Origin of the sequence: Bacillus cereus group sp. BfR-BA-01492 (assembly GCF_022662815.1) — a bacterium.
Lineage (GTDB): Bacteria > Bacillota > Bacilli > Bacillales > Bacillaceae_G > Bacillus_A > Bacillus_A cereus_BD.
This window is the reverse complement of the sequence record NZ_JAKUEH010000019.1, coordinates 19,777-45,422: the sequence shown is the minus strand read 5'-3', so window position 1 is coordinate 45,422 and position 25,646 is coordinate 19,777. Positions and strand designations below refer to the sequence as shown.

Here is a 25,646-nt window from a genome sequence, read left to right as displayed (position 1 = left end):
CTAGATAAATTTTCTCAATATTCTGTATACTAAAAATATGTTAGGATGAAGACAAAAAGATAAAAGGGGGGAACGAAATGAATATTCAATTAAAAGAAAATGAAAGAGTTAAACAAATGTTAAACAAATGGCATCATGAAATTCGTAAAAGAAATATAGAAAAATCTCGTGAATTAAAAAGTGAAATTGAAACATATATTCATAATGTAAATGATGATCAAAATGTGCATTTACATTATGCTTTATTAAAGTTTAGATTTCAGTATTTAATAGATAGTTTGAGTATCGGTAAAGATAGCTTTAATAAAATAGAAGAGTTTGGAAAACCAACTGATCCTCTATTATCGTATTACTATCACTTTTTTAAAGCGATGCATTTAACTATGACTGGTGAATATAGTTTGGCTAAAAATCAATATGAGGAAGCAGAAAAGAAACTGCAACATATTTCGGATGAATTAGAACATGCAGAATTCTACTTTAAGCTTTCTACATTCAGTTGCCATAATCAACAATATGTTTTAGCTTTAAAACAAGCATCTAAGGCTAAAGAAATTTTTTCTAAACATCGCGATCACGAATTAAATATTGGGTACTGTGATAACCTGTATGGTTTAGCATGTATTCACTTGAAAGAATACGAATTAGCTGAAGAACATTTGATTTCTGCTTTAGATATATTTAAAAAACACGGTGACGATCATGCAAGCTTATATAGTCGTCATAACTTAGGGTTCCTATACGGTAGCCAGAATTTATCAGAATTAGCAGTTCGTCATATATCTGAAGTGATTGCTAAAATACCAAATAACTATAAAGCAATTTTAATTAAGGCATGCGAACTGGAAAAACTAGATAATAATAACGAAGCAAGAGAACTTTTTGAAAAAGGTTTAACAATTAGCGCTGATTTACAGAATAAAGAATATCAACACCATTTCCAAATTTTAAAAGGTATACATGAAAATATTTCAGGAGAAGAATTAGAACCATTGATAATGGCAGGTAATGAATATTTCAAACAAGAAAATTTATTTGAATATATTCAAGCATATAATGAAAAATTAGCAATAAAATTTTACAAGGAAGAAAATCATTTAAAAGCAAGTAAATACTTTTATTTAGGCTTAGAAGCAAAAGATGTAACACAAGAAAAGGGGGCTTTAAAATGAAGAAGATCATTTACTTATTAGTAGGCGTTGCAGCAGCTTTCACCTTAACTATAGGGAGTGCAGGTGTTTCTAAGGAAACTCAAATGTCAGCTGAAGACGTTACACAATATTCTCACGGACATACTGGTGGTTGATAAAACTATAAGCTTATCACTATAAACATATGGTGATATCTTATTTCATTGAAATATCAATTGATAACCTAGAGAGTTGATGGATAAAAAACCTATTTTTTGCAAAATAGGTTTTTTATATTGTATTCTATTTGATTTTGTACTTTTAACAGCATATAACTATATTCTATAACTTCTGAGTTATATTGTATTTTTTTCTTTTATTTTATCCCGCTATTTTAGGGCAGTAAGACTCCCACCTCAAGATTCAGAGAGAAGCAAAGAAGATAGGTGGGAGTAGAGCTGCCCGTAACAGCCCGATTGGTGAGGGCTCATAATCAGTGGGGGATGAAGAAAACCCCCACTGATTAAAGTTCCACTTTATCTGTAAGGATGTAATTGTTGTTCATTTAAGGGTGAATTTGTAAGGAAAGAAATACACCTTTTGCTTGCAAAAAATATCGATCTGCATGAAAACAAAACGGTGATAAATGTAAAAAAGTATTATAAAACCCAATGCGTCTTTTCTTAAGTATAGTGCGAGTTGTTTTTATTTTTTGTTATTTGGCATGCATCTTATGTATTTTGATAGAACGGTACTTGAGTGCGATTAGTATGGGAACAAAGGAACATCTGTAGTGGGAAATCACTTTATTGATGAGCAAAGTAATATTTCTGTACAAGGCTTATTATATGAGACCTACCGTTATGTTTTTGAATCGTTATTTTTCCACCATACGATTGTTTCTTCAATCCCGGAATGAATATCATATGATGGTTTCCAGTTTAGTTCATATTTTAAACGTGTAACACTTACGCCGATAAATAAAGGTTCATCCTTTGGAAAAGGAATTGCACCTAACTTAATTAAATGTTCTTTATTCATTTTGTTTGCGATTATATTCGCAATTTCTTTAATTGGAATAGAGTGGCCAGAAGCTATGTTAACCGTGCCTGTAATTTGAGAATGTAATAGTGATACAAGGGCGTTAGCAACATCGCTTACATGGAGGAAATCTCGAGATTGTTCGCCGTGTGTACATAAAGCTTCTTTGTTTTTTAATAAGGAAGTAATAATGTGAGAAATAAGGCGATTCCCCTGTTCATGTGGGCCGTATAAATGGAAAATTCGGCTCCAACATACACTGAGATTTGTTTGCTTAGCGTATGATTGTAACCAAGAATGTAATGCATTTTTGCATAAAGAATAAGGGTTTTTATAGCATAGAAGTTTAGAATCTTCATATAATACACCATTTATCCATTGATACTCTGCACCTGTGCCAGCTACGACAATTCTTTGGCCGCCACAATATGAGAAATGTTGGATTAATGTAATACTAGATTGTAACCAATAAAAATTGTTAATAGATTCATAACATTTTGGGGGTACAGCCTCCCAAGCTAAAAGAACAAGATGACTCGGTTGAAGATGGAATATGAGTTTTTTTATTTCTTCATCACAAAGTAAATTTACTTTGTGCCAATGACAAAGAAGTTGCTGAGGTGGTTTATTTTTATTGTAAGTCGCGTGAACTTCATAGCCCATTTGTACAAGGAAATGTACGACATATTTACCAATCCAACCATTCCCGCCCGTTACAAGAACTTTTTTCATGATTCAATCACTTCAACTTTAGGAATTGCCACAACAAACTTCCCACCCCATTCCTTTATAAATGAGCATTCTTTCATAATCTCTTCTTTTAAATTCCACGGTAATATGAAAACATAATCTGGTTTTGTGCGTTTCATTTCTTCTATTGATTTTACGGGGATGCGAGTCCCTGGCAAAAATAGATTTTGTTTATAAGGGTTTTTATCGACAGTATAAGGAAGAAATTCTTTCCCGATGCCGCAATAATTTAATAGAGTATTCCCTTTCGCGGGGGCGCCATAACCGATAATTTGTTTATTTAAAGAGTGTACGTCAATAAAAAAATTTAAAATATCCATTTTTAATTGTTTCACTTCTTTAGCGAAAAGAAGATAGGAATCTAGTTTATCTAAACCGTAATCCATTTCTTTTTGAATAATATTTGATACGTTTTCACTTATTTTTGCATCTCTGTTGATATGCTGTATAAATAAACGTAATGAACCACCATGTGTAGGGAGTTCCTCTGCGTCTATAATTTGCAAGTTATGGTGAGAAAAGATCTTTTGAAGACATATGAGTGAAAAATAGGAGAAGTGTTCGTGATAAATTGTATCAAATTGTTTTAAAGATATGAGGTTTAATAAGTGTGGGAATTCAATCGTTATACTGCCATTTGGCTTCAATAAAGTTTTTAAACCGGCGATAAAATCGTGTAAATGAGGAACGTGAGCTAATACGTTATTTGCAATAATTAAATCAGCTTGGAAATTTTCGTCTGTTAATTGTTTTGCTACATTGTTGCTAAAGAATTCTATTTTAGTTGGAATTCCTTTTTGAATGGCAATATCGGCAACATTTTTTGCAGGTTCAATCCCTAAGCTTGGAATCTTTTCTTTTTGAAAATATTGGAGTAAGTATCCATCGTTGCTTGCAATTTCAATGACTTGTGAGTCCTTCGTTAATTTGAATCGTTCCATTGCCATTTCTACGTATTGTTTCGCATGTAATAGCCAACTTGAGGAGTAAGAGCTAAAGTATAAATAATCATGAAAAATATTTTGTGGGGATTCGAATTCATCTAGTTGGACAAGTAAACAATGATGACAAACGAACGTATGCAATGGATAGAAAGATTCCATTTTGTGTGCATGTTCTGAGGTTATAAATGAATTTGCGAGGGGGGAAACACCTAAATCTAAAAAAGTGTTCTTTAGTGATGTGTGACAAAAGCGACATTTTTTCTGATTCATTGTATAGCCTCCCTATAATTTTTTAAATGCATCTATTTGATCGTTTGTAAAGGCTTCTATGTTTTCACCACATGCATATTTTTTGTACCATTCGACGGTCCAAGAAATAGAGTCTTCTATCGGTAGTTTTGGAGACCAACCAAGTTCAGACATCGCCTTTGTACTATCAAGTGTTAAGATGGAGGCTTCATAAGGTTGTAGCGTAGTAGGGAGCAGTATGTTTAATGGTTTATCCCAAAGCTTCATTACAGATTGAATAAGTTCATGAACTGTTATGTGATTTTGATTATTCGGCCCAAAATTCCAAGCATCAATATATCGATCGTTATCCCAAAGCTTCTCTACTAAAAGGATATATCCGTGTAGAGGATCTAATACATGCTGCCAGGGACGAATGGCATGAGGGTTTCTAATGTTTAATGTTGCACCATGTAAATAAGAACGAATAATATCTGGAAGTAATCGGTCTTCTGCCCAGTCTCCGCCGCCAATTACGTTTCCGGCTCTTACAGAGGCGAGTTTGGGAAAATACTCAAAGAAAGACTTTTGATAGGAAAGTGCTACTAATTCAGCGCAAGCCTTACTAGCGCTATAGGGATCGTGCCCACCTAACCGATCGCTCTCTTTAAATGCTCGATTGCCTGTCCCGTCGTTTTCATAACACTTATCACTGGTAACATTAATCATAACCTGTACGCTGTCAACATGTTTTGCAGCTTCTAATACGTGCGCTGTACCTAAAACATTTACTTTAAATGTATCAATTGGATTTTTGTATGAAGTAGTGACAATCGGCTGCGCCGCTAGGTGAAAAATAATATCTGGTTTATTTTGTTTTATGACCTGTAATAAAGAATCGTAATCTGTAATATCCCCTGTAAATGAACGGCATTTTTTTATAGCGTTCGATTGTTCGAATAAATATGGTGTTGAGGGTGGATGAGAAGAGTATCCGGTTATTTCTGCACCTAAAGAATGTAAAAAAAGTGTTAACCAAGTTCCTTTAAAGCCAGTGTGTCCAGTAATAAATACTTTTTTCTTATGCCAAAAATTTGAAGAATTCATTTTACCAAACCTTCCATGGAGCAGAGTTACTTTCCCACAACTCTACTAATTTTTTCTTATCACGAAGTGTGTCCATCGGATGCCAAAAACCTGTATGTTGATATGCTTCGAGTTCATTTTGAGCAACTAACTGTACGAGAGTATCGGTTTCAAATACAGATGTATCATCTTTCATATAGTTGAATACATCTTTATTTAAAATGAAGAATCCCCCGTTTATCCAGTTCCCATCCCCTAGTGGTTTTTCTTTAAACGCTGAGACAGATGTGCCATTCATAATGAGAGAGCCGAATCTACCAGGAGGTTGCACTGCAGTTACGGTGGCGATTTTTCCATGCTTTTTATGAAATTCAGCAAGTTTTTTTAAATTTACATTACTTAATCCATCGCCGTAAGTGAGGAAAAAAGAATCTTCGTCTATATATTTTTGTATTCTTTTTACCCGCCCAGCAGTTTGAGTGTTTTCTCCCGTATCAATGAGTGTAATCTGCCATGGTTCTATATGATGAAAATGATTGGTAATGGTATTATCTTTTAAATGAATTGTGAAATCAGACATGTGTAAATTGTAATTCAGAAAAAATTCTTTAATAGCATAGCCTTTATATCCTAAACAAATAATGAATTCAGTAATGCCATAATAATAAAATAAACGCATAATATGCCAGAGAATGGGCTTTGTGCCAATTTCAATCATCGGCTTTGGTTTCAAATGTGTTTCTTCACCAATTCGAGTACCATATCCCCCAGCAAGAATTACAGCTTTCATATCTGAAATCCCCCAGTTTAAAAGCATTTTTTAATGGCCATATCAACAACTATTATATGAAGTGATAACAGGTCTATGAATAAAACACATGATAATTTGCATGAAAAAAAGTAACCAAAATTGGTTACTGAAAACAAGGAAGTTGTATGACATCCCTGGAAAATAATCTGCAATAATAACATATGGCTTTACGGAGCATTTTATAACGAAAAATATTCAATCTTCTCATAATGGACAAAACGGTTGCTTATATATGGTAGTAAAGAATCGTTTAGGAGGGGGATATTATTGCCACTTTAATCTCTCACTTTTATAATGAAGAATACTTGCTACCTTGGTGGTTAATGCATCATAAACAGATTTTTAATCATGGGATTTTAATTAATAGGGGCTCTACAGATCAATCGGTAGAAATATGTAAAATATTTGCGCCAGACTGGGAAGTGAGAACTTCAAAGGTACCTGAGTTTGATGCAGAACAAGTTGATAATGAAGTTATGGATATTGAAAGTGAAGTGCACGGTTGGAAGATGGCTTTAAACACTACAGAATTTCTTTGTTGTCAAAATAAAACAAGCTTCTTTCATTCATTAAATGAGCTACAAAAAAGAATGTATGCGATTCGAATGATTTTAATGGTGGATCCCTTAAATAATCATTATTCTAATCCAAGGTATTCTATACCTCTAGTGAAACAGAGGTTTCATGGATATTTTCCATATGATCCATATCCTAATAAAAGTTGGAGATTCATTCATAATTATAAAAAGGGATACTATACACCAGGGAGACATTCATCCGCTTATCCATTTGAATTGTATACCTTGCCCGCCCTTGTACTAAAGTTTTATTTTAGTCCATGGAATGATCAAATGAAAAAAAGAAGGTTGCAAATTGCCCCGACTCTTTCGCAACGTTGGAGTGCCTTAAAAACTTTCTATGGAACAACTTTAGAAGAATTGGAGTCAAAATTTATCGGTGTTGCAGAACACACACAAGACCTTCGTCTAAATCCAGTATATCAAGAAGTATTTTCTCAAAAACAGGGTGAATCGTATATGGGAGGATTGACATGAACGAAAATAATGTTAAAAAAATCTTATTTATTCGATCAGGAATTCCTTCTTATTTCCCAGCACTAGAAACAGCAATTTTTAATAGTCTACAAAGGGTAAGTAGTAATGTAATGATGGTACATATAGAGAAAGCAATCAAAACAGCAGTACGGACAAAGCCGGATTTTATTTTGGTATTGCATGGTTTAAGAGAAGAGTTTAATCAAATAATCCCCGCATTAAAGAATTTGGGCTTTACGACAGGGATTTGGTTGACAGATGATCCTTATTATACGGATTTAACCCAAAATATTGTTCCGCATTATGACTACATATTTACTCAGGATTTAAATTGTATTAAATTTTATAGGAGCAGGGGATGTAAAAATGTTTTTCATCTCCCTTTAGCAGCGGATCATAACTTATATAAACCCGATTTTAAAGATAAGTCTAATCATTATGAAATTAGTTTTATTGGTACAGCGTTTGAAAATAGAATTGAATTCGTCGACTCGATTTCTGAATATTTAGTTTGTAAGAACTTGAAAATTGTAGGATTTGGTTGGGAAAAATTGAAGAGTTATAAAATCTTGAAAGATAAGATAAAACTCTTACCACTTGGTAAATATGAAGATGCGTTACAATATTATTTATCTACTAAAATTAATATTAATTTGCACCGTTCACCATATGATAAGGACATGAATAGTAATTCAGCAAATATTGCTGCATATTCAGTAAATAATAGAACATTTGAAATTAATTCTTCAGGTTCTTTTCAGTTAACTGATATACGTCCAGATATAGCGAAGCACTATATACCAAGTGTTGAAATTGAAACTTTTTGTAACCCACAGGAGTTTATAGAAAAAACGGAATATTATTTGGAAAATGTAAAAGAGAGAAAGCAAATAGCGAAAAATGGGTTGATTAGAACTTTAAATAATCACACATATGATAAACGTGTCATACAATTATTAAACTATATTAATGAAATGGATAAGTATCCAAAGAAATAGGGGAGGGGTCAAATAAATTCTAGTGACGATTTGAATGATCGTCATGTTGTATTTTTCAGCTTAAGTGTATATCTTTTAAAAGGATATACCAAGTTCTTTTATTTAGATAATTACTTGAAACTTGAATTGGAAAGACATGATTCATTCCCCATTCCAACTCATTTATCTCATTTTCAAGTCCTGTTGGATAGAGTAAAAGTATCTTAAAGTTATTTTTAACAATATTTGATAAAATTGATTGTAATTCTAACGTTTCAGTCAAATCTCCGCCCCATCTAACAAATAAAATAGATTGAGAATTTTGCATTCTTTTGTAAAAATTATCAATCCTTCGATCTAATTTTTGTTTGAAATCTTGGTATGTGATAAACCAATCTTTATTTGAGATGATAGGGAAATCATGATAGGATGTTACGTTATATTTTGTGTCTTTTATAATGTGAGAATAAACAGGTTGTATTACGCCATCATGAAAAAGAACATTTTTATCTGGCAATGCATGCATATTTTTCAAGTCCATAAAGTCTATAAAGTTATTTTTTAGTAATTTATTAATAGAAGAAAGGTCTGGAGACACAAACCAATCTAGAGGACCAGCATATTTACGTAGCCCATATTTTCTTAGATGGATAGCAGTATAACAATTTTGCCCTAGACTAATAACATCATCATATATCCCTTGAGCTCCTTTAATTTCCAATACAATCATCCTTTTCTTCATACAAATTAAAAGGTATTTATATGACAGCTTAAAATAATGTACCCTCATTACATATATTTTTTGAGAAATGTAATATTAAAAAAGTTTTACAGAATTAGGAAATTGATTTCTCATGAATAATATATGTATGTATAAATATGAATGTGAAAATAGTTTAAAAAGATTTATACAACCTTAGGGTTCTTTTTACTTGCCTATTGAGGGCTTTTTTTTTGCATTTAGAAACATAGAGCTTAAAAGGCTTTCCATTTTTTTAATCGTCATTGATAAAAGAAGAGAGAACCGGTTGAGTCACTTTGGATCATTAGAACTTTTGTGATTGGGCCTTCTACATATCCATTATCAAATATTTGTGCTTGGTGTAATTTTTATGATCAAAGTTATTTCACAAGAGTGTTCAAAAAAATATGTCACATGACTCCTAGGCAATATTGTGAACAGTATACGATAATATAAGTTTAATTGTTCAAATAAGATGCTGTTTTCCAAAAGGACAAAGTACGGTTTTTTGCGAACTCTAGTACATCGATGCAGCCTCCCATCAAACGTTCTTTTCTAATGCTGGAACCTTAAAGAGGCTCGTATCCATTATTTTTTCGCATAGTACGTCGTATGTTTTTGTTTGATGCAATCCATTCTAAACGTTCACAGTTTTGTCTAAAGTTCTTCTATTATCCTGTTGCAAACGCTTACTTGTTTGTGTATAATGAAGACAAACTTAAAGGATTGTTACTGTTCGGCAGGCAAAACCTAAATTGATTCGAAGACTACTATTACTATGTAGTTTTTGAAAATCAGTTTAGGTTTTTTTATTATTTGTGATCACATTAGAAATAAAAAGAGGCGGACAAAATGAAAATCCATAAAATTTTAAATAATAATGTTGTTTGTACAATAAAAGAGAATAATAGTGAAATGATATTGATGGGCAGAGGGTTAGGATTTCAGAAAAAAGTGGGGGATACAATTGATGAATCTAAAATTGAAAAAACATTCGTTTTAGAAACAAAAGAAGTATCTGAGAAGCTTGCTACGCTATTAACTGAGATTCCTGTAGAGCATTTAGAAGTGACAGAGAAAATTGTACAATTAGCGAAAACCATTTTGCCGGGTCGTTTAAGCGAATGTATTTATCTTACATTAACAGATCACCTTAGCTTTGCGTTCACGCGGCATAAAGAAGGAATTGAGCTGAAAAATGCACTTCTTTGGGAAATCAAAAAGTTTTATCAAACAGAGTTTGAAATTGGTTTACGAGCTTTAGAAATAATTGAAAAAGAAACAGGCATTAGGCTTTCAGAGGACGAGGCTGGTTCAATTGCACTTCATTTAGTAAATGCTCAGCAAGGGGAACCAGAAATGCAGCAAACAGTAACAATGACAAAAATCGTTCAAGATATTTTAAATATTGTGAAGTATCATTATAAGATGGATTTGGATGAAAATACATTTAACTATAGTCGATTTGTCACTCACTTACGATATTTTGCTAAGCGGTTACTTCAGCATGAATCAAGCTCAAATGAAGAGGGCTTTTTATTTGAACAAGTGAAACAAAAGTACAATGAAGCTTATCGTTGTACAGAGAAAATAGAAGAGTATTTACGTAGTAGACATAACACTCATCTTTCGAAAGATGAAAAAATGTATGTAACGCTTCATATTCACCGTGTAACGAAGCGGAATCAATTTGAATAAAATATAGGATTGTTACTGATTAGCAGGCAAAACCTAAATTAATTTCCATTCGCATGAAAATAAATTTGTGCAAGTGGGGGTTAGTTTAGGTTTTTATTTTTAGAATGACTGAAAAAGGGAGGCGTGCATGCGATGAAATACGAACAATTAGCAAAAGATATTCTTGAAAATGTTGGTGGAACCGAAAATGTAAATAGTGTGGTTCACTGTATTACCCGCCTAAGATTTCAATTAAAAGATGAGGGGAAAGCAAATACAGAAGTGCTGAAAAGTATGGAGGATGTCGTTACCGTTATGAAAAGCGGCGGACAGTATCAAGTTGTAATTGGCAATCATGTTGCTGATGTGTATAAGGCGGTTGTCAAGGTTGGAGGCTTTCAGACAAAAGAGGCTGAAAATACGAATGATCAAAAGAAAAGTAGTTTTATAGATATTGTTTCTAGTATTTTTACACCTGTTTTAGGTGTACTAGCCGCAACAGGAATGATTAAAGGGTTTAATGCGCTTATTTTAGCATTAGGTTGGTTAAGTCAAGAATCAGGAACGTATCAAATCTTAAATGCAGTGGGGGATTCATTATTTTACTTCTTCCCAATCTTTCTAGGGTATACAGCGAGTAAAAAGTTCCAAGGTGCACCATTTATTGGGATGGCAATTGGCGGCGCGCTTGTTTATCCAGCTTTAGCTGGTTTAACTGCCGGGAAACCGCTTTATACATTATTTGCAGGGACAATGTTTGAATCACCTATTCATATTACCTTTTTAGGCATACCTGTTATTTTAATGAATTACGCGTCATCTGTTATTCCGATTATTTTAGCTGCTTATTTTGCTGCTAAAGTAGAAAAAGCATTAAAGAAAATCATTCCAGATGTTGTAAAAACATTTTTAGTGCCATTTTTCACATTGCTGATTGTTGTACCGATTACCTTTCTTGTCATTGGACCAATTGCAACATGGGCAGGTCAATTTTTAGGGCAAGCTACACTATGGGCGTATCATTTAAGTCCGTTAGTCGCAGGTATTTTCCTTGGAGCGTTTTGGCAATTGTTTGTTATATTCGGTCTTCATTGGGGCATTGTGCCAATTGGATTTAACAATTTAGCAGTACATGGCGAAGATCCAATATTAGCTCTTATATTCGCTGCTTCTTTTGCACAAATTGGTGCTGTTCTTGGCGTTTGGATAAAAACAAATGAGAAGAAATTGAAAGAACTTAGTATACCTGCTTTTATTTCCGGTATTTTCGGGGTTACAGAGCCAGCTATTTATGGGATTACACTTCCGCAGAAAAAACCTTTCATTATAAGTTGTATCGCTGGTGGTATTGGCGGAGGAATTCTTGGCGTATTTGGTACAAAAGCGTATATGGCAGGTGGTCTTGGCATATTTCAAATTCCAACGTTTATTAGTTCAAAAACAGGTATTACAGCGGGACTATGGGGATCTATTATTGCGATGATTGTTGCATTTGTATTAGGATTTGTGCTTACTTACTTGTTTGGTATAAAGAAAAAAGAACAATCTGTTCAAGTAGATCCTGCCCAGACAAAATTATCTCAGCATGAGGACGTTCGTGCTACTATGAATAGTGAAGTTATTGCGAGTCCTTTTTATGGAGAAGTAAAACTGTTAAAAGATATTGAAGATGCAGCGTTTGCCTCAGGTGTTCTTGGAAAAGGGGTAGCGATTGAACCTTCAGAAGGAAAATTATTTTCACCAGTTTCCGGTACGGTTTCCGCCCTTTTTCCAACGAATCATGCGTTAGGAATTACGACTGAAACAGGGGCGGAGCTTCTCATTCATATCGGGATGGATACTGTGAAATTAGATGGGAAATTTTTCACTTCTCATATTGCACAAGGAGATTATGTCGAAAAAGGACAATTATTGATTGAATTTAACATAGCTGAAATTCAAAAAGCAGGCTATATTGTGACAACACCAGTTGTTGTGACAAATCATGATCAATATAACGTAATGATAAAAGAGAATGGTCAGGTAACACCTGAAGAATCTGTAATTGAACTAGAAGTAAAGTGATTTTTGAAATTTCATATTGTTTAAAATGAGGGGAGACATATTGCATGCCTTTCCTTCGATAATTCTTATATAAAGGAGTTTTCATATATGGCTAAAGTTACGTTTCCAAAAGGTTTTTTATGGGGTGGGGCAATGGCCGCTAACCAAGCTGAAGGAGCATATTTAGAAGATGGAAAAGGGTTAACAACAGTGGATCTACTTCCAACTGGTGAAAAACGTTGGGATATTATGAAAGGAAATATTCAATCTTTTACACCGATGGAAGGAGAATTTTATCCATCGCATGAAGCAATTGATTTTTATCATCGTTATAAAGAAGATATTGCTCTGTTTGCAGAAATGGGATTTAAAGCGTTACGAGTTTCGATTGCATGGACACGTATTTTCCCGAATGGTGACGAGAAACAGCCAAATGAAGCAGGTTTGCAGTTTTATGATGATTTGTTCGACGAATTATTGAAATATGGAATTGAGCCGGTCGTGACAATGGCTCATTTTGATGTACCTGTTCATTTAGTCGAAACATATGGAAGCTGGAGAAATCGAAAGCTTGTCCAGTTCTTTGAAACATATGCAAAAACGATTTTGAAACGATATAAAGATAAAGTGAAATATTGGATGACGTTTAATGAAATTAATATGCTATTGCATTTACCTTTCGTTGGTGCTGGTTTAACTTTTCAAGAAGGCGAAAATAAAAAACAAATTCAATACCAAGCAGCGCATCATCAGCTTGTTGCAAGTGCTTTAGCAGTGAAAGCGTGCCATGAAATAATACCGGATGCTAAAATTGGTTGTATGCTTGCAGCAGGAGCGACGTATCCATATACATGCAACCCAGATGATGTTTTCCGCGCGATGGAACAAGATAGAGAATCATTCTTCTTCATTGATGTACAAGCAAGAGGAGAATATCCTGGATATGCGAAGCGATTCTTTAAAGATCATCATTTAAAAATTGAAATGGAAAAAGAAGATGAAAAGATTTTAAAAGCACATACAGTGGATTATATTGGATTTAGCTACTATGCTAGCCGGGCAGCAAGTACAGACCCTGAAGTATTAAAGAGCATTACAAGCGGAAATGTGTTTGGCTCTGTTGAAAATCCGTATCTGGAAAAATCAGAATGGGGCTGGACAATTGATCCGAAAGGGTTCCGTATTACAGCAAACCAACTGTACGATCGTTATCAGAAGCCGCTGTTTGTTGTGGAAAATGGTCTAGGTGCCATTGACACATTACATGCTGAAGAAGAGATTAACGATGAGTATCGCATCGATTATTTACGAAAACATATGATTGAACTTTCAGAGGCAATCCAAGATGGAGTAGAGATAATTGGATATACAAGCTGGGGCCCAATTGACCTTGTCAGCGCTTCAACAGGTGAAATGAAGAAACGTTACGGATATATTTATGTTGATAAAGATAATGAAGGAAAAGGATCATTAAAAAGATTCAAAAAGAAAAGTTTTGATTGGTATAAACAAGTCATTGCAACAAACGGTGAAAGTTTAAACGCTTAAATCGTAAGAAAAACCTGTGTCAAAAGGTCGTACAACATGACCTTTTGGTGACAGGTTTTTCTTTTTTACACCATATGAATGATGCACACTTCATTATCTGCACTTCGATATGAGATGTCGACCAGTCGAAAAAAGGCCGTACATATCATTCTACGATCCTAGTTACATTTATAAACATTTGATATAATGTTATATTGATATTATATATGTATGATTTATATTTTTGATTTATATAATCGTTCATTACTCATGAAAGAAAAGAGGTACAAAATAATGGGTACGAAAAAGACTGTAGTGATATCTACACTTGCTTTAGCGATGATTACGGGAGTTGATACGACTCATGCTCAAGCGGATGAACCTACTCAAATACAGGATTCTATGAAACAAAATGTAGACGAGAAAGCTTCTGAATGGAAACAGGCGAAGCAAAATGTGAAAGACAAAGTTTCTGAATGGAAACAGGAAAAGCAGAATATAGAAAACAAAGTGGATGAATGGAAACAGGAAAAGCAAAATGTAAAGGACAAAGTCGAGGAATGGAAGCAAGAAAAACAAAATATAAAAGACAAAGTCTCTGAATTGAAACAGGAAAAACAAAATATAGAAAACAAAGTGGATGAATGGAAACAGAAAAAACAAAATATTGAAGAGAAAGTAGATGAAATGAAGCAGGCGAAGCAAAATGTGAAAGACAAGGTCTCTGAATTAAGACAGGAAAAGCAAAATATTGAAGAGAAAATGCCTGAATTGAAAGAAATTAAGCAAAATGTGGAAGAGAAAATAGCGGCATTCAAGCAGTTAAAGCAAACTGCAGAAGAAAGAGTGGCGGAACTGAAACAAGCAAAGCAAAATATAAACGAGCATGTGTCTGAATTAAAACAGCTTGTTAAACAGATGGAAGAAAAAGTGGACGAGCTAAAACAAATAAAGCAAACGATAGAAAATAAAATAGCTGAATGGAAACAGACGAAGCAGCCAGAAGACAAAGTCTCTGAATTAAGACAGGAAAAACAAAATATAGAAGAGAAAATCGCTGGATTAACAGAGGCGAAGCAAAATGTAGAAAAGCAAGTCTCTGAACTAGCGCAGAAGAAACAAGCGAAAGAGGAGAATCGCATTACCTTTTTTAAGTCGAAAACTGAAAATAGAGAACTTCCTAACGCCGGAGCGAGCGAATCTCATACAATGCCTTTAGGAGTGTTATCGATTTTAGGTGGCATTCTATTACTCGTGCGAAATAAAGTGAAACTTTAATCAGTGGGGGTTTTCTTCATCCCCCACTGATTATTAGTTGAACCAATCGGGCTGTTACGGGCAGTTGATCTCCCACCTATCTTCCTTGCTTTTCTCTGAATCTTGAGGTGGGAGTCTTACTGCCCTAAAATAGCGGGATAAAATGAAAAAAGTATGGTAAGCAACATACAAGAAAAAGAGCAGTTTTAAAAAATGAAAACTGTTCTTTTTTGTCTGTTTACTGTAAAGCGCTTTCATTTTAATATAGGTAATAATACGCTTTCAAATATAACATAACGGAAAGGGAGTTGGATCGAGGTAGGAATTTTCTATGAATTCATCTAATGATGTAAACATGTGAAAAATAATTGAAGAAAACAACAAAACGAATAAAGGTGGAATAGCAAATGAAAAAAATTATAAATAAGCCGGAAACGCTCGTGATGGAGATGTGCAATGGAATGGTTATGGCGCATCCAGAACTTGAGTTATTAAAAAAGTATAAAGTAGTGAAGAAAAAAGAAATGAATGAAAATAAAGTTACATTAATTAGTGGTGGCGGCAGTGGCCACGAACCAGCTCATGCAGGATTAGTTGGACAAGGAATGTTAGATGCGGCAGTGTGCGGAGATGTGTTTGCTTCCCCTTCACAAATTCAAGTATATCAGGCTATTAAAGCAACAGCGAGCAAAAAAGGTACGCTCCTTATTATTAAAAACTATAGCGGCGATATTATGAATTTTAAAAATGGTGCTCACTTAGCTACTGAAGATGGCATTCGAGTCGAATATGTTCGCGTAGATGATGATATTGCGGTGGAAGATAGCCTTTATACAGTTGGTCGCCGCGGTGTTGCTGGAGTTATACTTGTGCATAAAATTGCCGGTGCAGCAGCGGAAGAAGGTATGGACTTAATGCAGGTTAAAGCTGTAGCGGAAAAAGCAGCGGCGAATGTTCGAACAATTGGTATGGCGCTAACTTCTTGTACAGTTCCGGCTAGTGGTTCCCCTACTTTCAAACTAGGTGAAGATGAAATGGAATACGGGGTTGGTATTCACGGAGAGCCAGGAAGAAAGCGTGAAAAAATTATGAGTGCAGATGAGCTAGCAATGCGCATGACAAATGATCTTTTGAAAGATTTAGAGCTAGATGAAGCGGCGGAAATTGCTGTTTTAGTGAACGGTTTTGGCGGTACACCGCTTCAAGAATTGTATGTATTTAACAATGCAGTTACGAGAGAACTAAGTAAACGAAACATACGAATTAATAGGACGTTTGTTGGTAACTATATGACAAGTATTGATATGGCTGGGCTTTCTTTCACTATTATGAAATTGGATAAAGAGCTAAAGACATTGTTATCGAAAGAGTGTCATACGCCAGCATTTCAAGTAGATGGTCCGGTAGAGAGTGTAGCATATATGCCTCTAGAAGAAGAGGAAGAAAAACAAGTTTCGTTTGAAGTAGAAACAGCGGAGAAACATGCGATCATTCAAAATGAGGTAATCACAATAGACAATATGATGTATCTTGTTGATAAAATGAGTGAAGTTATTATTCAAAATGAAGTACCATTTTGTGAACTAGATACGCATGCAGGTGACGGAGATTTTGGAATGAGTGTTGCGAAAGGATTCAAGCAGTTGAAGCGTGAGTGGAGCTCGATATTGAAACAAGAGCCTTTCAATATTGGAACATTTCTAGATGCGTGCTCTATGGTCATTATGGAACATTGCGGCGGTGCTTCTGGTCCAATTTGGGGCGGAGCTTTCCGCGCTGCGAGTAAGGCTGCCGGAGATCGAACAGAATTAACAGTTGGAGAATTTGCCAACATGTTAGAAGCTTCCTTAAAAGGTATACAATCGATTGGAGAGCGCTCTTTCGGACGAGGAGCTGAAGTAGGCGATAAAACACTTGTGGATGCATTTGCACCTTGTGTACAGTCTTGGTTAGACAGTGCTACAAATGGTGTAGACTGTAAAACGGCTTTTGAAAAAGGAGCAGAGGCTGCTATTAAAGGGGCGGAATATACAAAAGAAATCGTTGCTCGAATGGGCCGTGCTGGTACAGTTGGAGAACGAAGCTTAGGATATCCAGATGCTGGTGCTTATGCATTAGGGGTAATCTTTACGGAGCTTTCTCGTGCTTTAAGATCATGAAAGGAAGAAACAGTAAAGCAAGTGTGAAGATCCATTCCTTACAAATCTGTCACGCTCTTGTAAGATGATGCAATAGTTTCATTTTTATTTTCGTGTAATAATAAAGATAAGAAATACAAAAATATGATAGGAGTGTCAGTCATGATTGTAACAACAACAAATGAAATTCAAGGGAAAGAAATTAGCGAGTATATTGATATTGTAAATGGTGAAGCGATTATGGGGGCAAATGTTGTCCGTGATTTGTTTGCTTCTGTTCGTGATGTTGTCGGTGGTCGTTCTGGAGCGTATGAAAGCAAGTTAAAAGAAGCGCGTGATGTTGCGATGGCAGAAATGAAAGAGCTGGCAAAACGAAAAGGTGCCAATGCAATTGTTGGCGTTGATGTAGATTACGAAGTTGTTCGTGATGGAATGTTAATGGTTGCGGTAAGTGGTACAGCGGTACGTATATAATAGAAAAAGTAGGTCCTCTTATAGTAGGCAGCATTTGCTTATTGTAAGAGGGTTTTTCTTTTTAATAGAAAATGTTTAGTTTATACATTTAGATAATTCTACATAAATAAAATATACTGTAAATATAAGGGTATAATATTACTTGTTCGACTAGTAAATAGATAAGGGGATTGGAGAGATTACAGTGTATTGTAAGAAATTTGTAGGGATTAGGGCGCTTACACTTGGGGGATGAGCGCTTGCAAATCAGCAGAAAGTACAAAGGAAGTCAAACAAGAAAGCTCTTCTAAGGGGCAGAAAGAAGAAAAGAATCAAAAGAGTAAAAGTTATGAGATGACATTAGAAAGTATAGAGTATACGCTGCCTGAACAAGATTCAACACCTCTTAATGGACGAGTTCTGAAAGGGAAGGTAAGTATTAAAAATATAGGGAAAGAAGCGTTGAGATGATCTCCAGAAGATTTTGCCCTATATGTCAAAGATGAAAAAATGAAAGCGTATTCGAAGTGTGATGAGGGTAGACTTTCTTTTGATGTGGTAGATCCAGGTAGAAAAGTATCTGGAGCTATATATTTTGATGTGAAAGAAGCTTCTTCTTATGAGTTAGAATATAAGAAGCATCGCACGACTCCTTCTGAAAAAGAAAAGCCGGAAAAAACAAAGTTTGTAATTGATGGGAAAGAACTTGCAAATAAGGCAAAAGCATTGGAACGTCCTGCTAAAGCGTTAGAAGCTTACTTAAATGCAGGTTTTTACAATAAAGATGTAGAGAAAATGAAAGACCTTACAGGTGAAGATGGAGCGGAATTCCAGAAGATGGTCGCAGAATCAGTTAAGAAATCCTCATTAGCAGGTTCTTCCTTATCTGGTATGACAGAAGAATCGCTCGAAATTTATATAATAGAAGAAAAGAAGCAATGCTCAAAAGCGTTGCTTCTTTTCTTCTATTAAGCAGATTGTCTTTTTACTTTTTCAAGTAAGCGAGCCAATATATGTGCACGATAAGATTCTAGTTTTCTACCTTCATACGTGCGAATACCTAATTTTTTCAGTTCTTTTACGTACCAACCTTTACTTCCGAAATGCATAGTATCTCTCCCCTTCAAGTTATTTTTTTATAATTGCTTCTGATTTTTGGAGCGGGACATAGATGAAGGAAATGAATTTCGTGTAAAATAGTTAACTTTGTTGCAAAAGACATATATACTAAAGGTAGTATATAACGAGGTGGACAGACGTGATTATAGAGAAGCACGAAATTCAAATTGACCAAATTACGAGCGGAAAGGTAAATATTTTTACTTTTTACCGAAATAGAAAGCAAATTGATGATCCGTTTTTAAAATTGCAAGAACCATCGCTAACAGCTAACTACTTTTTCCATTTTCATTTGGACGTAGAAGGTTTAAGCGTGCTGCAGGAAGAATTTCCAAGCATATATCCGTACGACGGGAATGGAACCATTCACGACTGGACGGAGAAAATGAAACAAGAATTAACGCGCCAAATTCAAACTGGACAGTGGAATAGACGCGTGCGTATTGGAAATCGTATTCTTGATGTGGTATTTACGTGGTGTGATGAAGATGTTGAATGAAAAAGAAGCGAATCACGCTTCTTTTTTAGCGCTGGAATAAAATAAGTTTTCCTGCAGAGGATGTGCAGCGATGTGTTTTTTCATACAATCCTTTGTCTCGTAAGATAGATTCTCCTTTTAATTTCGCTTCTTTTTCTGTTGCGGCCTCGAACGATTTATCTAATGCTTTGGAACCATCTTTTTCAAAGACTGTTAGAACGTATACTCCCATGAAAATTCCCCTCCAATTTAAAATCAGAATCTTATAACTATTTTGTCATAAAACGATAGAATATGCAAAGAAATATATGACATAGCGTGTTACAATAAAGTGAAACTTTTGAAGGATAGAAAGGATCGTTTGTTAGTGAAACAAATAAAGTTTATACATGCAGCTGATTTGCATTTAGATAGCCCATTTAAAGGTATGGAAATGAGTGTACCAACATCTATTTGGGAAAGAATGAAGCAAAGTACATTTCGATCATTTGAACGTATCATTGATAAAGCCATTCAAGAGCGCGTTGATTTTGTATTGCTTGCTGGTGATTTATATGATGCGGATACGAGAAGTTTACGCGCGCAAGTATTTGTAAGAGAGCAGATGAAACGACTTGCACAGTATAATATTTCGGTATATATCATTCATGGTAATCATGATCATTTAGGAGGAAGCTGGGCGGCGATTGAGTTTCCAGGCAATGTTCATATATTTACTGAGCCATATGTGGAAGAAAAGTCATTTTACAAAAATGGAGAACGTCTTGCTTCTATTTATGGATTTAGTTATTTACAGCAGGCGGTAACAGATAATATGACAGCGCAGTATACGAAAATGAGCGATGCGCCTTTTCATATTGGGATGCTTCATGGCAGTGTAGAAGGGGATGCAGAGCATAATCGTTATGCACCATTTCAAATTCGTGAACTGAAAGAAAAAGAATTTCATTATTGGGCACTTGGCCATATACATAAGCGTGAGATGTTAGTAGAGAATCCACCTATCATTTATCCAGGGAATATACAAGGGCGTCACCGGAAGGAAACGGGTGAAAAAGGTGCATATCTTGTGGAAATGACAGAGCAAGAGACAAAGTGTTCGTTTTTTCACACAGCGGATGTGATTTGGGAAGAGGTGGAGCTTTCAATTGAGGGACTTCATACTGTCGATGATTTTATGAAGGTTGCTGCAGAAGTATTGCAGCAGCAGCGTAAAGTGGAAGAAGGAGTTTTTCTAACTGTTATTTTGACAGGACAAGGCCCATTGTCTTCCTATTTACGTGATGAAAAACGTGTGGAAGAGATTTTTCATATTTTAAGTGCTGGAGAAGAGCGCAAAGATTTTGTTTATGTGATGAAGTGGAAAAATGAAACAGTGTCCTTGGCAGAAATTCAGCGGTTAAAGGAAGAAAATCATTTTGTGGGGAGCGTATTGCAAGAGTTAGAGTCTTTTTCAAATATGGATCCAATCCTTCAAACGATTTGGACATCACCTGTTGCCCGTAACGCTATTGAGCCGTTTTCAGATGAGGAACAAGCAGAGATTCGAAAGGAAGCAGAAAATATTATTTTAGAGCAATTATTCCAGCAAGAGAGGGAGACAAAATGAGAATTGAAAAACTCCATATTTATGGCTATGGAAAACTAGAAAATGTGGAAATGGATCTTTCCTTGTTGACGGTGTTATATGGTGAAAATGAAGCGGGAAAATCAACGATTCGTTCGTTTATGAAAAGCATTTTATTTGGCTTTCAGACAAGGGGACAAAAGCGTTATGAACCGAAAGAAGGCGGTAAGTACGGCGGAGCAATTACTGTGATGACGAAGCAGTATGGTCGGCTAAAAATCGAGCGCCTTCCGAAAACAGCAAGCGGAGAAGTAACAGTTTACTTTGAAGATGGAAAAACGGGCAGAGAAGAAGTGTTGCAAGCTATCACAAATGGGATGAACGAGCGGTTATTCGACTCTGTTTTTTCATTTGATATGCACGGTTTACAAAATATTCATCAGCTCGGTGAAGCGGAAATTGGAAACTATTTATTTTCAGCAAGTGCGGTTGGGAGCGATGCATTATTGCGACTAGATAAAAAGCTAGCAAAAGAAATGGATCAGCGCTTTAAACCGAATGGTCGTAAGCCTGAGATTAATGCATCACTGCAAGAGATGAAGAAACTGAAAGAGAAATTGAATGAATGGCAAGGAAAGATTGGTACGTATGAAAAACATGTGAAGCAGCTCAAGGAAAGTGAAGAGAAACTCGTTCAAATTCGCCATGAAAAAGAGCGAGCAGAGCAGCGCAAGCAAGATTATGAAATCTTGTCAGCACTTCAGCCACTTATGATTGAAAAACGAACTTACGAAATGGTATTGAAAGAGCAGCCAGGGCATTTTCCTGTTTCAGGTATAGCGCGCCATGAATCAATAAAAGCAAAGCTCGAACCACTTCATGTTCAGCTAGATACACTTCAAGAAAAGATGGACAGGGCACAATCGAAAATGAAATCGCTGCAAATAAATGAGTCGCTTTTGCAAAAAGAAAGTGATGTCGAAGAACTTCGCATGCAGCACCTATCATATGAAAATGCGCGCCAAGAAATGCGAGAGATGACGAGCGGTATTCAAAATATAAGAGAGGAAATAGAAGAATTACAACATCAAATTGGCGCTAGTTTTGAAGAAGAAAGCGTGCTCTCTTTTGATACAAGTCTTGCGGTAAAAGAATTGATTACACAAACGGTTCAAAAAGCGAGAGAATTAGAAGCGCGAAAACAGGAGTTAGATCGGAACTTTCAAGTGGCGCAGGAGCAATTGGAAGAACAGGAAGAACATATAGCATACATTCGAAAACAAATGTTGTCAGAGGAAGAAAGACAAGCGCTTATTCAGAAAGAAAAATCGTTTCAAGGTGGAATCCATATAAGTGCAGAACGTACGCAGCGTACATATGAAGAAAGAACAAGAGGCACATTTGAAAAGAAAAAGCGCTGGCAGAAAATTTGTTTTTTATTATTACTCATGAATATAGGAGTTTTACTAACGAGTGTATTGTTAGATCATCGTGCTTTATTATTTACAAGCGTCATTTTCTTTGTATTAATTGTACTGGCATTTGTTTTATATAAAGACCCCGCTTCAAGCCGCTTGCAAGAAGAATTGTTCACACTTCAGCAAAACAATGAGCGACGAAAAAGTGAAGAAGTTATGTCCATTCGTTATCAGTTAGAAAAAGATGAAGAAATGCGCAAAGTATTTGAGCGAGAGGCTTATAAATTGCAGCAAATAGAAAGAAGCTATGAAAAGATTGTTTCGGCATATGAAGAGTGGGAAAGGGATACGTTTCGTATAGGGGAGCAGGTAGAGGGATATAAAAAACGTTATCATTTCCCAACCTTTTATACGCATGCGCATCTATTGCCGGCATTTGAGCGAGTGGAAAAGATGCAACAATTGTACCGAGAATTAGGAAAGAAGCTCGAGCGAAAAGATGCATTATATGAAATGATTTCGCAATTTGAACATAAACGAAAAGATGTTTTGGCAGGAACAGATTTTGATGCACTTCTGAAAATCACTCATTGTATTCAGCAGGAAAAAGAAAAAATGCAAGAGCTGAAACAATGGCGAGAGAAGTTTGCGGAGTGGCAGGAAGAACAGGCAGCCTTACACTACCAAATGAAGCAGCTTCGATCTGAAAGAGATGGACTATGGAACATGGCGGGAGCTAAGGATGAGGAATCATTTTTAGAAGCAGGGGTGCAAGCAGAAAAACGTGAAGAGGCAGAGAAACAATTACAGCGCCTCTTGCCACAAATCGATATGTTAAAGCAGCGCTTAACACATTTATCTTTAGAAGAGAACTATCAAGTAGACGGTTATGAAGACAAATTAAGAGAAGAAATGCAGCACATACAAGCTCTTCTTTCGAAAGAAAAAGAACAAACGGAGCGCATTGCAGCGTGCCGCGTCGAAATTGCAAATTTAGAAAAAGGTAGTACGTATGGGGATGTATTACATGAATGGGAAATGAAAAAGTCACATGTACGAGAACAAGTGAAAAAGTGGGCGGCATATGCGGCAGCCAAAGCGGTGTTAACGAAAACGAAGCAATATTATCATGAAGTGCAGCTTCCGCGCATTTTACAAAAGGCGGAGGAGTATTTTGTTTACTTAACAGGTGAGAAATATAGCAAAATCTTTTCACCGTCAGAAACGGAGCCATTTATCGTTCAGCGCAGTGATGGACTTCGTTTCTACAGTTATGAGCTTAGTCAAGCAACGGCGGAGCAGCTCTATTTATCACTACGTTTTGCGCTTGCTCATACGTTTGAACATCACTATCCATTTATTATTGATGATAGTTTTGTTCATTTCGACGCGGTTCGGACAGAGCGGACAATCGCGTTAATGAAAGAGATTGCAAAGGAGAGACAAGTCATCTTCTTTACATGTCATGCTCACTTATTATCGTTCTTTACGGAAAAACAGATGATAAAATTAACGCCAGAAGCGTAAAGAAAATAGAGTGTAGTGTGCTATACTAAAAGTACTTAAGTTGGTGGAGGAATCAGGATGAAAAAGAAAATTGCAGAATATGAAGTTGGTGAACAAGTCGATCTTTTCTTGCTTATTAAGACAGCAACAAAAGGAATCGCAAGTAACGGGAAGCCGTTTTTAACAGTAATCTTACAAGACCAAAGCGGAGATATTGAAGCAAAGCTATGGGATGTATCACCGGAAGTGGAAAGACAATATACAGCGGAAACAATTGTAAAAGTAGCTGGTGATATTCAAAATTATAAAGGACGTATCCAGCTTCGTGTGAAGCAAATCCGTGTTGCAAATCCGAATGAAGTAACAGATATCTCAGACTTTGTTGAAAAAGCACCAGTGAAAAAAGAAGATATGGTGGAAAAAATTACGCAGTACATATTTGAAATGAGAAATCCGAACATTCAGCGTCTAACAAGACATTTATTAAATAAGCATCAAAACGATTTCTTAGACTATCCAGCAGCGACGAAAAATCATCATGAGTTCGTATCAGGACTTGCTTATCATGTTGTATCTATGCTGGATTTAGCGAAAGCAATTTCGACGCTGTATCCATCTTTAGATAAAGATTTACTCTATGCAGGTGTCATCTTGCATGACCTTGGTAAAGTCATCGAGTTATCAGGTCCAATTTCGACAACATATACATTAGAAGGAAACTTACTCGGTCATATTTCAATTATGGTGAACGAAATTGGAAAAGCAGCAGAAGAGTTGAAAATTGAAGGAGAAGAAGTATTAATCCTTCAGCACATCGTCTTATCTCATCATGGAAAAGCAGAGTGGGGAAGCCCAAAACCACCATTAGTAAAAGAAGCGGAAATTTTACATTATATCGATAATTTAGATGCAAAAATGAACATGATGGACCGCGCCCTTGGACGCACAAAACCAGGCGAATACACAGAACGCGTCTTTGCGCTTGATAACCGTTCGTTCTATAAACCGAAGTTCCAAACGTATTGTGACAAGTAACTTTAGAACATTGTTGAATTTATTCGCCCACAATTTGCCCACGAGATTTTAAAAATTGATCATATTGGTTTACGGCAGTTTCCTCTATAGATTTAGTTACATGTAAATAAATCTATAGAGGAATGCCCTAAACGTTCCGATACACACTTACAGATTTGTACCACTTTGTAATAGATGTACAGCATGAGTGTGTTTAAACACGTACAATGTGATGTATCTAAAATTTCCTTTTTTACAAACTTGAAGCAAAAAATTTAATGTACAAGAGTGCAGCATACATGAAGTATCTTCATGAGTAAATATAAAGTTATAATCTTCATAATACCTACCATGTTTTAAGATATTCTTAGATTGTTCTAATTTCATTTCTCCGAATACGGAAATAATATGAAGCTAATATTTTTTCGGAAACTTTGTAAGCCCGAGGAGCAATGTTACTTCTTTTAAAGACATGAAGTCACTCATATAAATATTCATTAAAGGTAATTTTATTATTCTTAACACTACCTCCGTTTGCTGGTTTTTCTTCAATTTTAGAAGAATTCAATTGAGCTTCTTTTTTAGTTTTAAACCGACCGTTTGAAGTTTATTTATATTTCCCCATTTCTTTATATCTAATTTGATATTCTCACTTCAATTAAGAACCAGATTTTTGTATATTTTG

General features: G+C 35.5%; 21 protein-coding genes and 5 pseudogenes. 18 read left to right on the top strand and 8 right to left on the bottom strand.

Going from position 1 to position 25,646, the window contains the following annotated elements:
• Positions 1-77 precede the first annotated feature (77 nt).
• Positions 78-1,172 (top strand): response regulator aspartate phosphatase, encoded by a 1,095-nt coding sequence (locus MR063_RS18370; RefSeq protein WP_242200638.1) that lies wholly within the window; start codon positions 78-80, stop codon positions 1,170-1,172.
• Positions 1,169-1,306 (top strand): hypothetical protein, encoded by a 138-nt coding sequence (locus tag MR063_RS18365; protein ID WP_242200636.1) that lies wholly within the window; start codon positions 1,169-1,171, stop codon positions 1,304-1,306. Before MR063_RS18370 ends, MR063_RS18365 begins: the two co-directional genes overlap by 4 nt.
• A gap of 630 nt (positions 1,307-1,936) precedes the next feature.
• On the opposite strand, the pseudogene MR063_RS18360 reads toward MR063_RS18365, so the two are convergent.
• From MR063_RS18360 to rfbF, 4 genes and pseudogenes are all read right to left on the bottom strand, one after another.
• Positions 1,937-2,903, bottom strand: a pseudogene (locus tag MR063_RS18360) (NAD-dependent epimerase/dehydratase family protein).
• Complete coding sequence (locus MR063_RS18355) at positions 2,900-4,135, bottom strand: class I SAM-dependent methyltransferase (protein ID WP_242200634.1); 1,236 nt, start codon at positions 4,133-4,135, stop codon at positions 2,900-2,902. The pseudogene MR063_RS18360 and the gene MR063_RS18355 overlap by 4 nt, the downstream one beginning before the upstream one ends.
• A gap of 12 nt (positions 4,136-4,147) precedes the next feature.
• Positions 4,148-5,200 carry a CDP-glucose 4,6-dehydratase gene (rfbG, locus tag MR063_RS18350; RefSeq protein WP_242200632.1) on the bottom strand — a complete coding sequence of 351 codons (1,053 nt, stop codon included), beginning with the start codon at positions 5,198-5,200 and terminating at the stop codon, positions 4,148-4,150.
• Between the two features lies 1 nt (position 5,201).
• Positions 5,202-5,969 (bottom strand): glucose-1-phosphate cytidylyltransferase, encoded by a 768-nt coding sequence (gene rfbF / locus MR063_RS18345; protein WP_242200631.1) that lies wholly within the window; start codon positions 5,967-5,969, stop codon positions 5,202-5,204.
• A 344-nt stretch (positions 5,970-6,313) separates the two neighbouring features.
• On the opposite strand from rfbF, the gene MR063_RS18340 reads away from it, so the two are divergent.
• Together MR063_RS18340 and MR063_RS18335 are read left to right on the top strand one after the other, a co-directional pair.
• On the top strand, positions 6,314-7,045 hold the full coding sequence (locus MR063_RS18340; RefSeq protein ID WP_396021858.1) for a glycosyltransferase family protein: 732 nt from the start codon (positions 6,314-6,316) through the stop codon (positions 7,043-7,045).
• Complete coding sequence (locus MR063_RS18335) at positions 7,042-8,043, top strand: CgeB family protein (protein ID WP_242200629.1); 1,002 nt, start codon at positions 7,042-7,044, stop codon at positions 8,041-8,043. The genes MR063_RS18340 and MR063_RS18335 overlap by 4 nt, the downstream gene beginning before the upstream one ends.
• A gap of 55 nt (positions 8,044-8,098) precedes the next feature.
• Here MR063_RS18335 and MR063_RS18330 read toward each other — a convergent pair whose 3' ends face one another.
• Positions 8,099-8,752 (bottom strand): DUF1796 family putative cysteine peptidase, encoded by a 654-nt coding sequence (locus MR063_RS18330; protein WP_242200628.1) that lies wholly within the window; start codon positions 8,750-8,752, stop codon positions 8,099-8,101.
• A gap of 285 nt (positions 8,753-9,037) precedes the next feature.
• On the opposite strand from MR063_RS18330, the pseudogene MR063_RS18325 reads away from it, so the two are divergent.
• The 10 genes and pseudogenes from MR063_RS18325 to MR063_RS22000 form a co-directional block, all read left to right on the top strand.
• A pseudogene (locus tag MR063_RS18325) lies at positions 9,038-9,220 on the top strand (helix-turn-helix domain-containing protein); the annotation flags it as partial.
• A gap of 396 nt (positions 9,221-9,616) precedes the next feature.
• A complete protein-coding gene (gene licT / locus MR063_RS18315) occupies positions 9,617-10,462 on the top strand; it encodes a BglG family transcription antiterminator LicT (protein WP_242200626.1) in 846 nt (281 codons plus the stop codon).
• Positions 10,463-10,594: 132 nt separating this feature from the next.
• Positions 10,595-12,505 (top strand): beta-glucoside-specific PTS transporter subunit IIABC, encoded by a 1,911-nt coding sequence (locus MR063_RS18310; protein ID WP_242200624.1) that lies wholly within the window; start codon positions 10,595-10,597, stop codon positions 12,503-12,505.
• Between the two features lie 87 nt (positions 12,506-12,592).
• A complete protein-coding gene (locus MR063_RS18305) occupies positions 12,593-14,032 on the top strand; it encodes a 6-phospho-beta-glucosidase (RefSeq protein WP_242200622.1) in 1,440 nt (479 codons plus the stop codon).
• 273 nt (positions 14,033-14,305) lie between these two features.
• Positions 14,306-15,289, top strand: a complete 984-nt coding sequence (locus MR063_RS18300; RefSeq protein ID WP_242200621.1) for a coiled-coil domain-containing protein — start codon at positions 14,306-14,308, stop codon at positions 15,287-15,289.
• Positions 15,290-15,675: 386 nt separating this feature from the next.
• Positions 15,676-17,427, top strand: a complete 1,752-nt coding sequence (dhaK, locus tag MR063_RS18295) for a dihydroxyacetone kinase subunit DhaK (RefSeq protein WP_242200620.1) — start codon at positions 15,676-15,678, stop codon at positions 17,425-17,427.
• A 141-nt stretch (positions 17,428-17,568) separates the two neighbouring features.
• Positions 17,569-17,880, top strand: a complete 312-nt coding sequence (locus MR063_RS18290; protein WP_242142054.1) for a heavy metal-binding domain-containing protein — start codon at positions 17,569-17,571, stop codon at positions 17,878-17,880.
• 231 nt (positions 17,881-18,111) lie between these two features.
• Positions 18,112-18,330, top strand: coding sequence for a DUF4352 domain-containing protein (locus tag MR063_RS18285; protein WP_242200618.1), 219 nt, complete (start codon positions 18,112-18,114; stop codon positions 18,328-18,330).
• Between the two features lie 18 nt (positions 18,331-18,348).
• Positions 18,349-18,486, top strand: a pseudogene (locus MR063_RS22005) (DUF5105 domain-containing protein); the annotation flags it as partial.
• Positions 18,460-18,831: a DUF5105 domain-containing protein gene (locus MR063_RS22000; RefSeq protein ID WP_396021860.1), complete on the top strand. Its 372-nt coding sequence runs from the start codon at positions 18,460-18,462 to the stop codon at positions 18,829-18,831. The pseudogene MR063_RS22005 and the gene MR063_RS22000, both read left to right, overlap by 27 nt.
• Here MR063_RS22000 and MR063_RS18275 read toward each other — a convergent pair.
• Positions 18,828-18,968 carry a YflJ family protein gene (locus MR063_RS18275; RefSeq protein ID WP_011983883.1) on the bottom strand — a complete coding sequence of 47 codons (141 nt, stop codon included), beginning with the start codon at positions 18,966-18,968 and terminating at the stop codon, positions 18,828-18,830. The two genes, MR063_RS22000 and MR063_RS18275, sit on opposite strands and share 4 nt — an antisense overlap.
• A gap of 149 nt (positions 18,969-19,117) precedes the next feature.
• Between MR063_RS18275 and MR063_RS18270 the strand changes: the two genes are divergently transcribed.
• Positions 19,118-19,477 carry a hypothetical protein gene (locus tag MR063_RS18270; protein WP_242200614.1) on the top strand — a complete coding sequence of 120 codons (360 nt, stop codon included), beginning with the start codon at positions 19,118-19,120 and terminating at the stop codon, positions 19,475-19,477.
• Positions 19,478-19,502: 25 nt separating this feature from the next.
• On the opposite strand, the gene MR063_RS18265 is transcribed toward MR063_RS18270, so the two are convergent.
• Positions 19,503-19,688, bottom strand: coding sequence for a YhzD family protein (locus MR063_RS18265; protein ID WP_242200612.1), 186 nt, complete (start codon positions 19,686-19,688; stop codon positions 19,503-19,505).
• Positions 19,689-19,823: 135 nt separating this feature from the next.
• Between MR063_RS18265 and MR063_RS18260 the strand changes: the two genes are divergently transcribed.
• The 3 genes and pseudogenes from MR063_RS18260 (at position 19,824) to yhaM (ending at position 24,982) form a co-directional block, all read left to right on the top strand.
• Positions 19,824-21,065 (top strand): metallophosphoesterase family protein, encoded by a 1,242-nt coding sequence (locus tag MR063_RS18260; protein ID WP_242200666.1) that lies wholly within the window; start codon positions 19,824-19,826, stop codon positions 21,063-21,065.
• Positions 21,062-23,984: pseudogene (locus tag MR063_RS18255) on the top strand (ATP-binding protein). Before MR063_RS18260 ends, MR063_RS18255 begins: the two are co-directional and overlap by 4 nt.
• A gap of 41 nt (positions 23,985-24,025) precedes the next feature.
• The gene (gene yhaM, locus MR063_RS18250) at positions 24,026-24,982 is read left to right on the top strand and encodes a 3'-5' exoribonuclease YhaM (RefSeq protein WP_087097936.1); all 957 of its coding nucleotides are present in this window, start codon (positions 24,026-24,028) and stop codon (positions 24,980-24,982) included.
• A gap of 19 nt (positions 24,983-25,001) precedes the next feature.
• Here the strand turns inward: yhaM and MR063_RS21995 are convergent.
• A pseudogene (locus tag MR063_RS21995) lies at positions 25,002-25,586 on the bottom strand (tyrosine-type recombinase/integrase).
• Positions 25,587-25,646 lie beyond the last annotated feature (60 nt).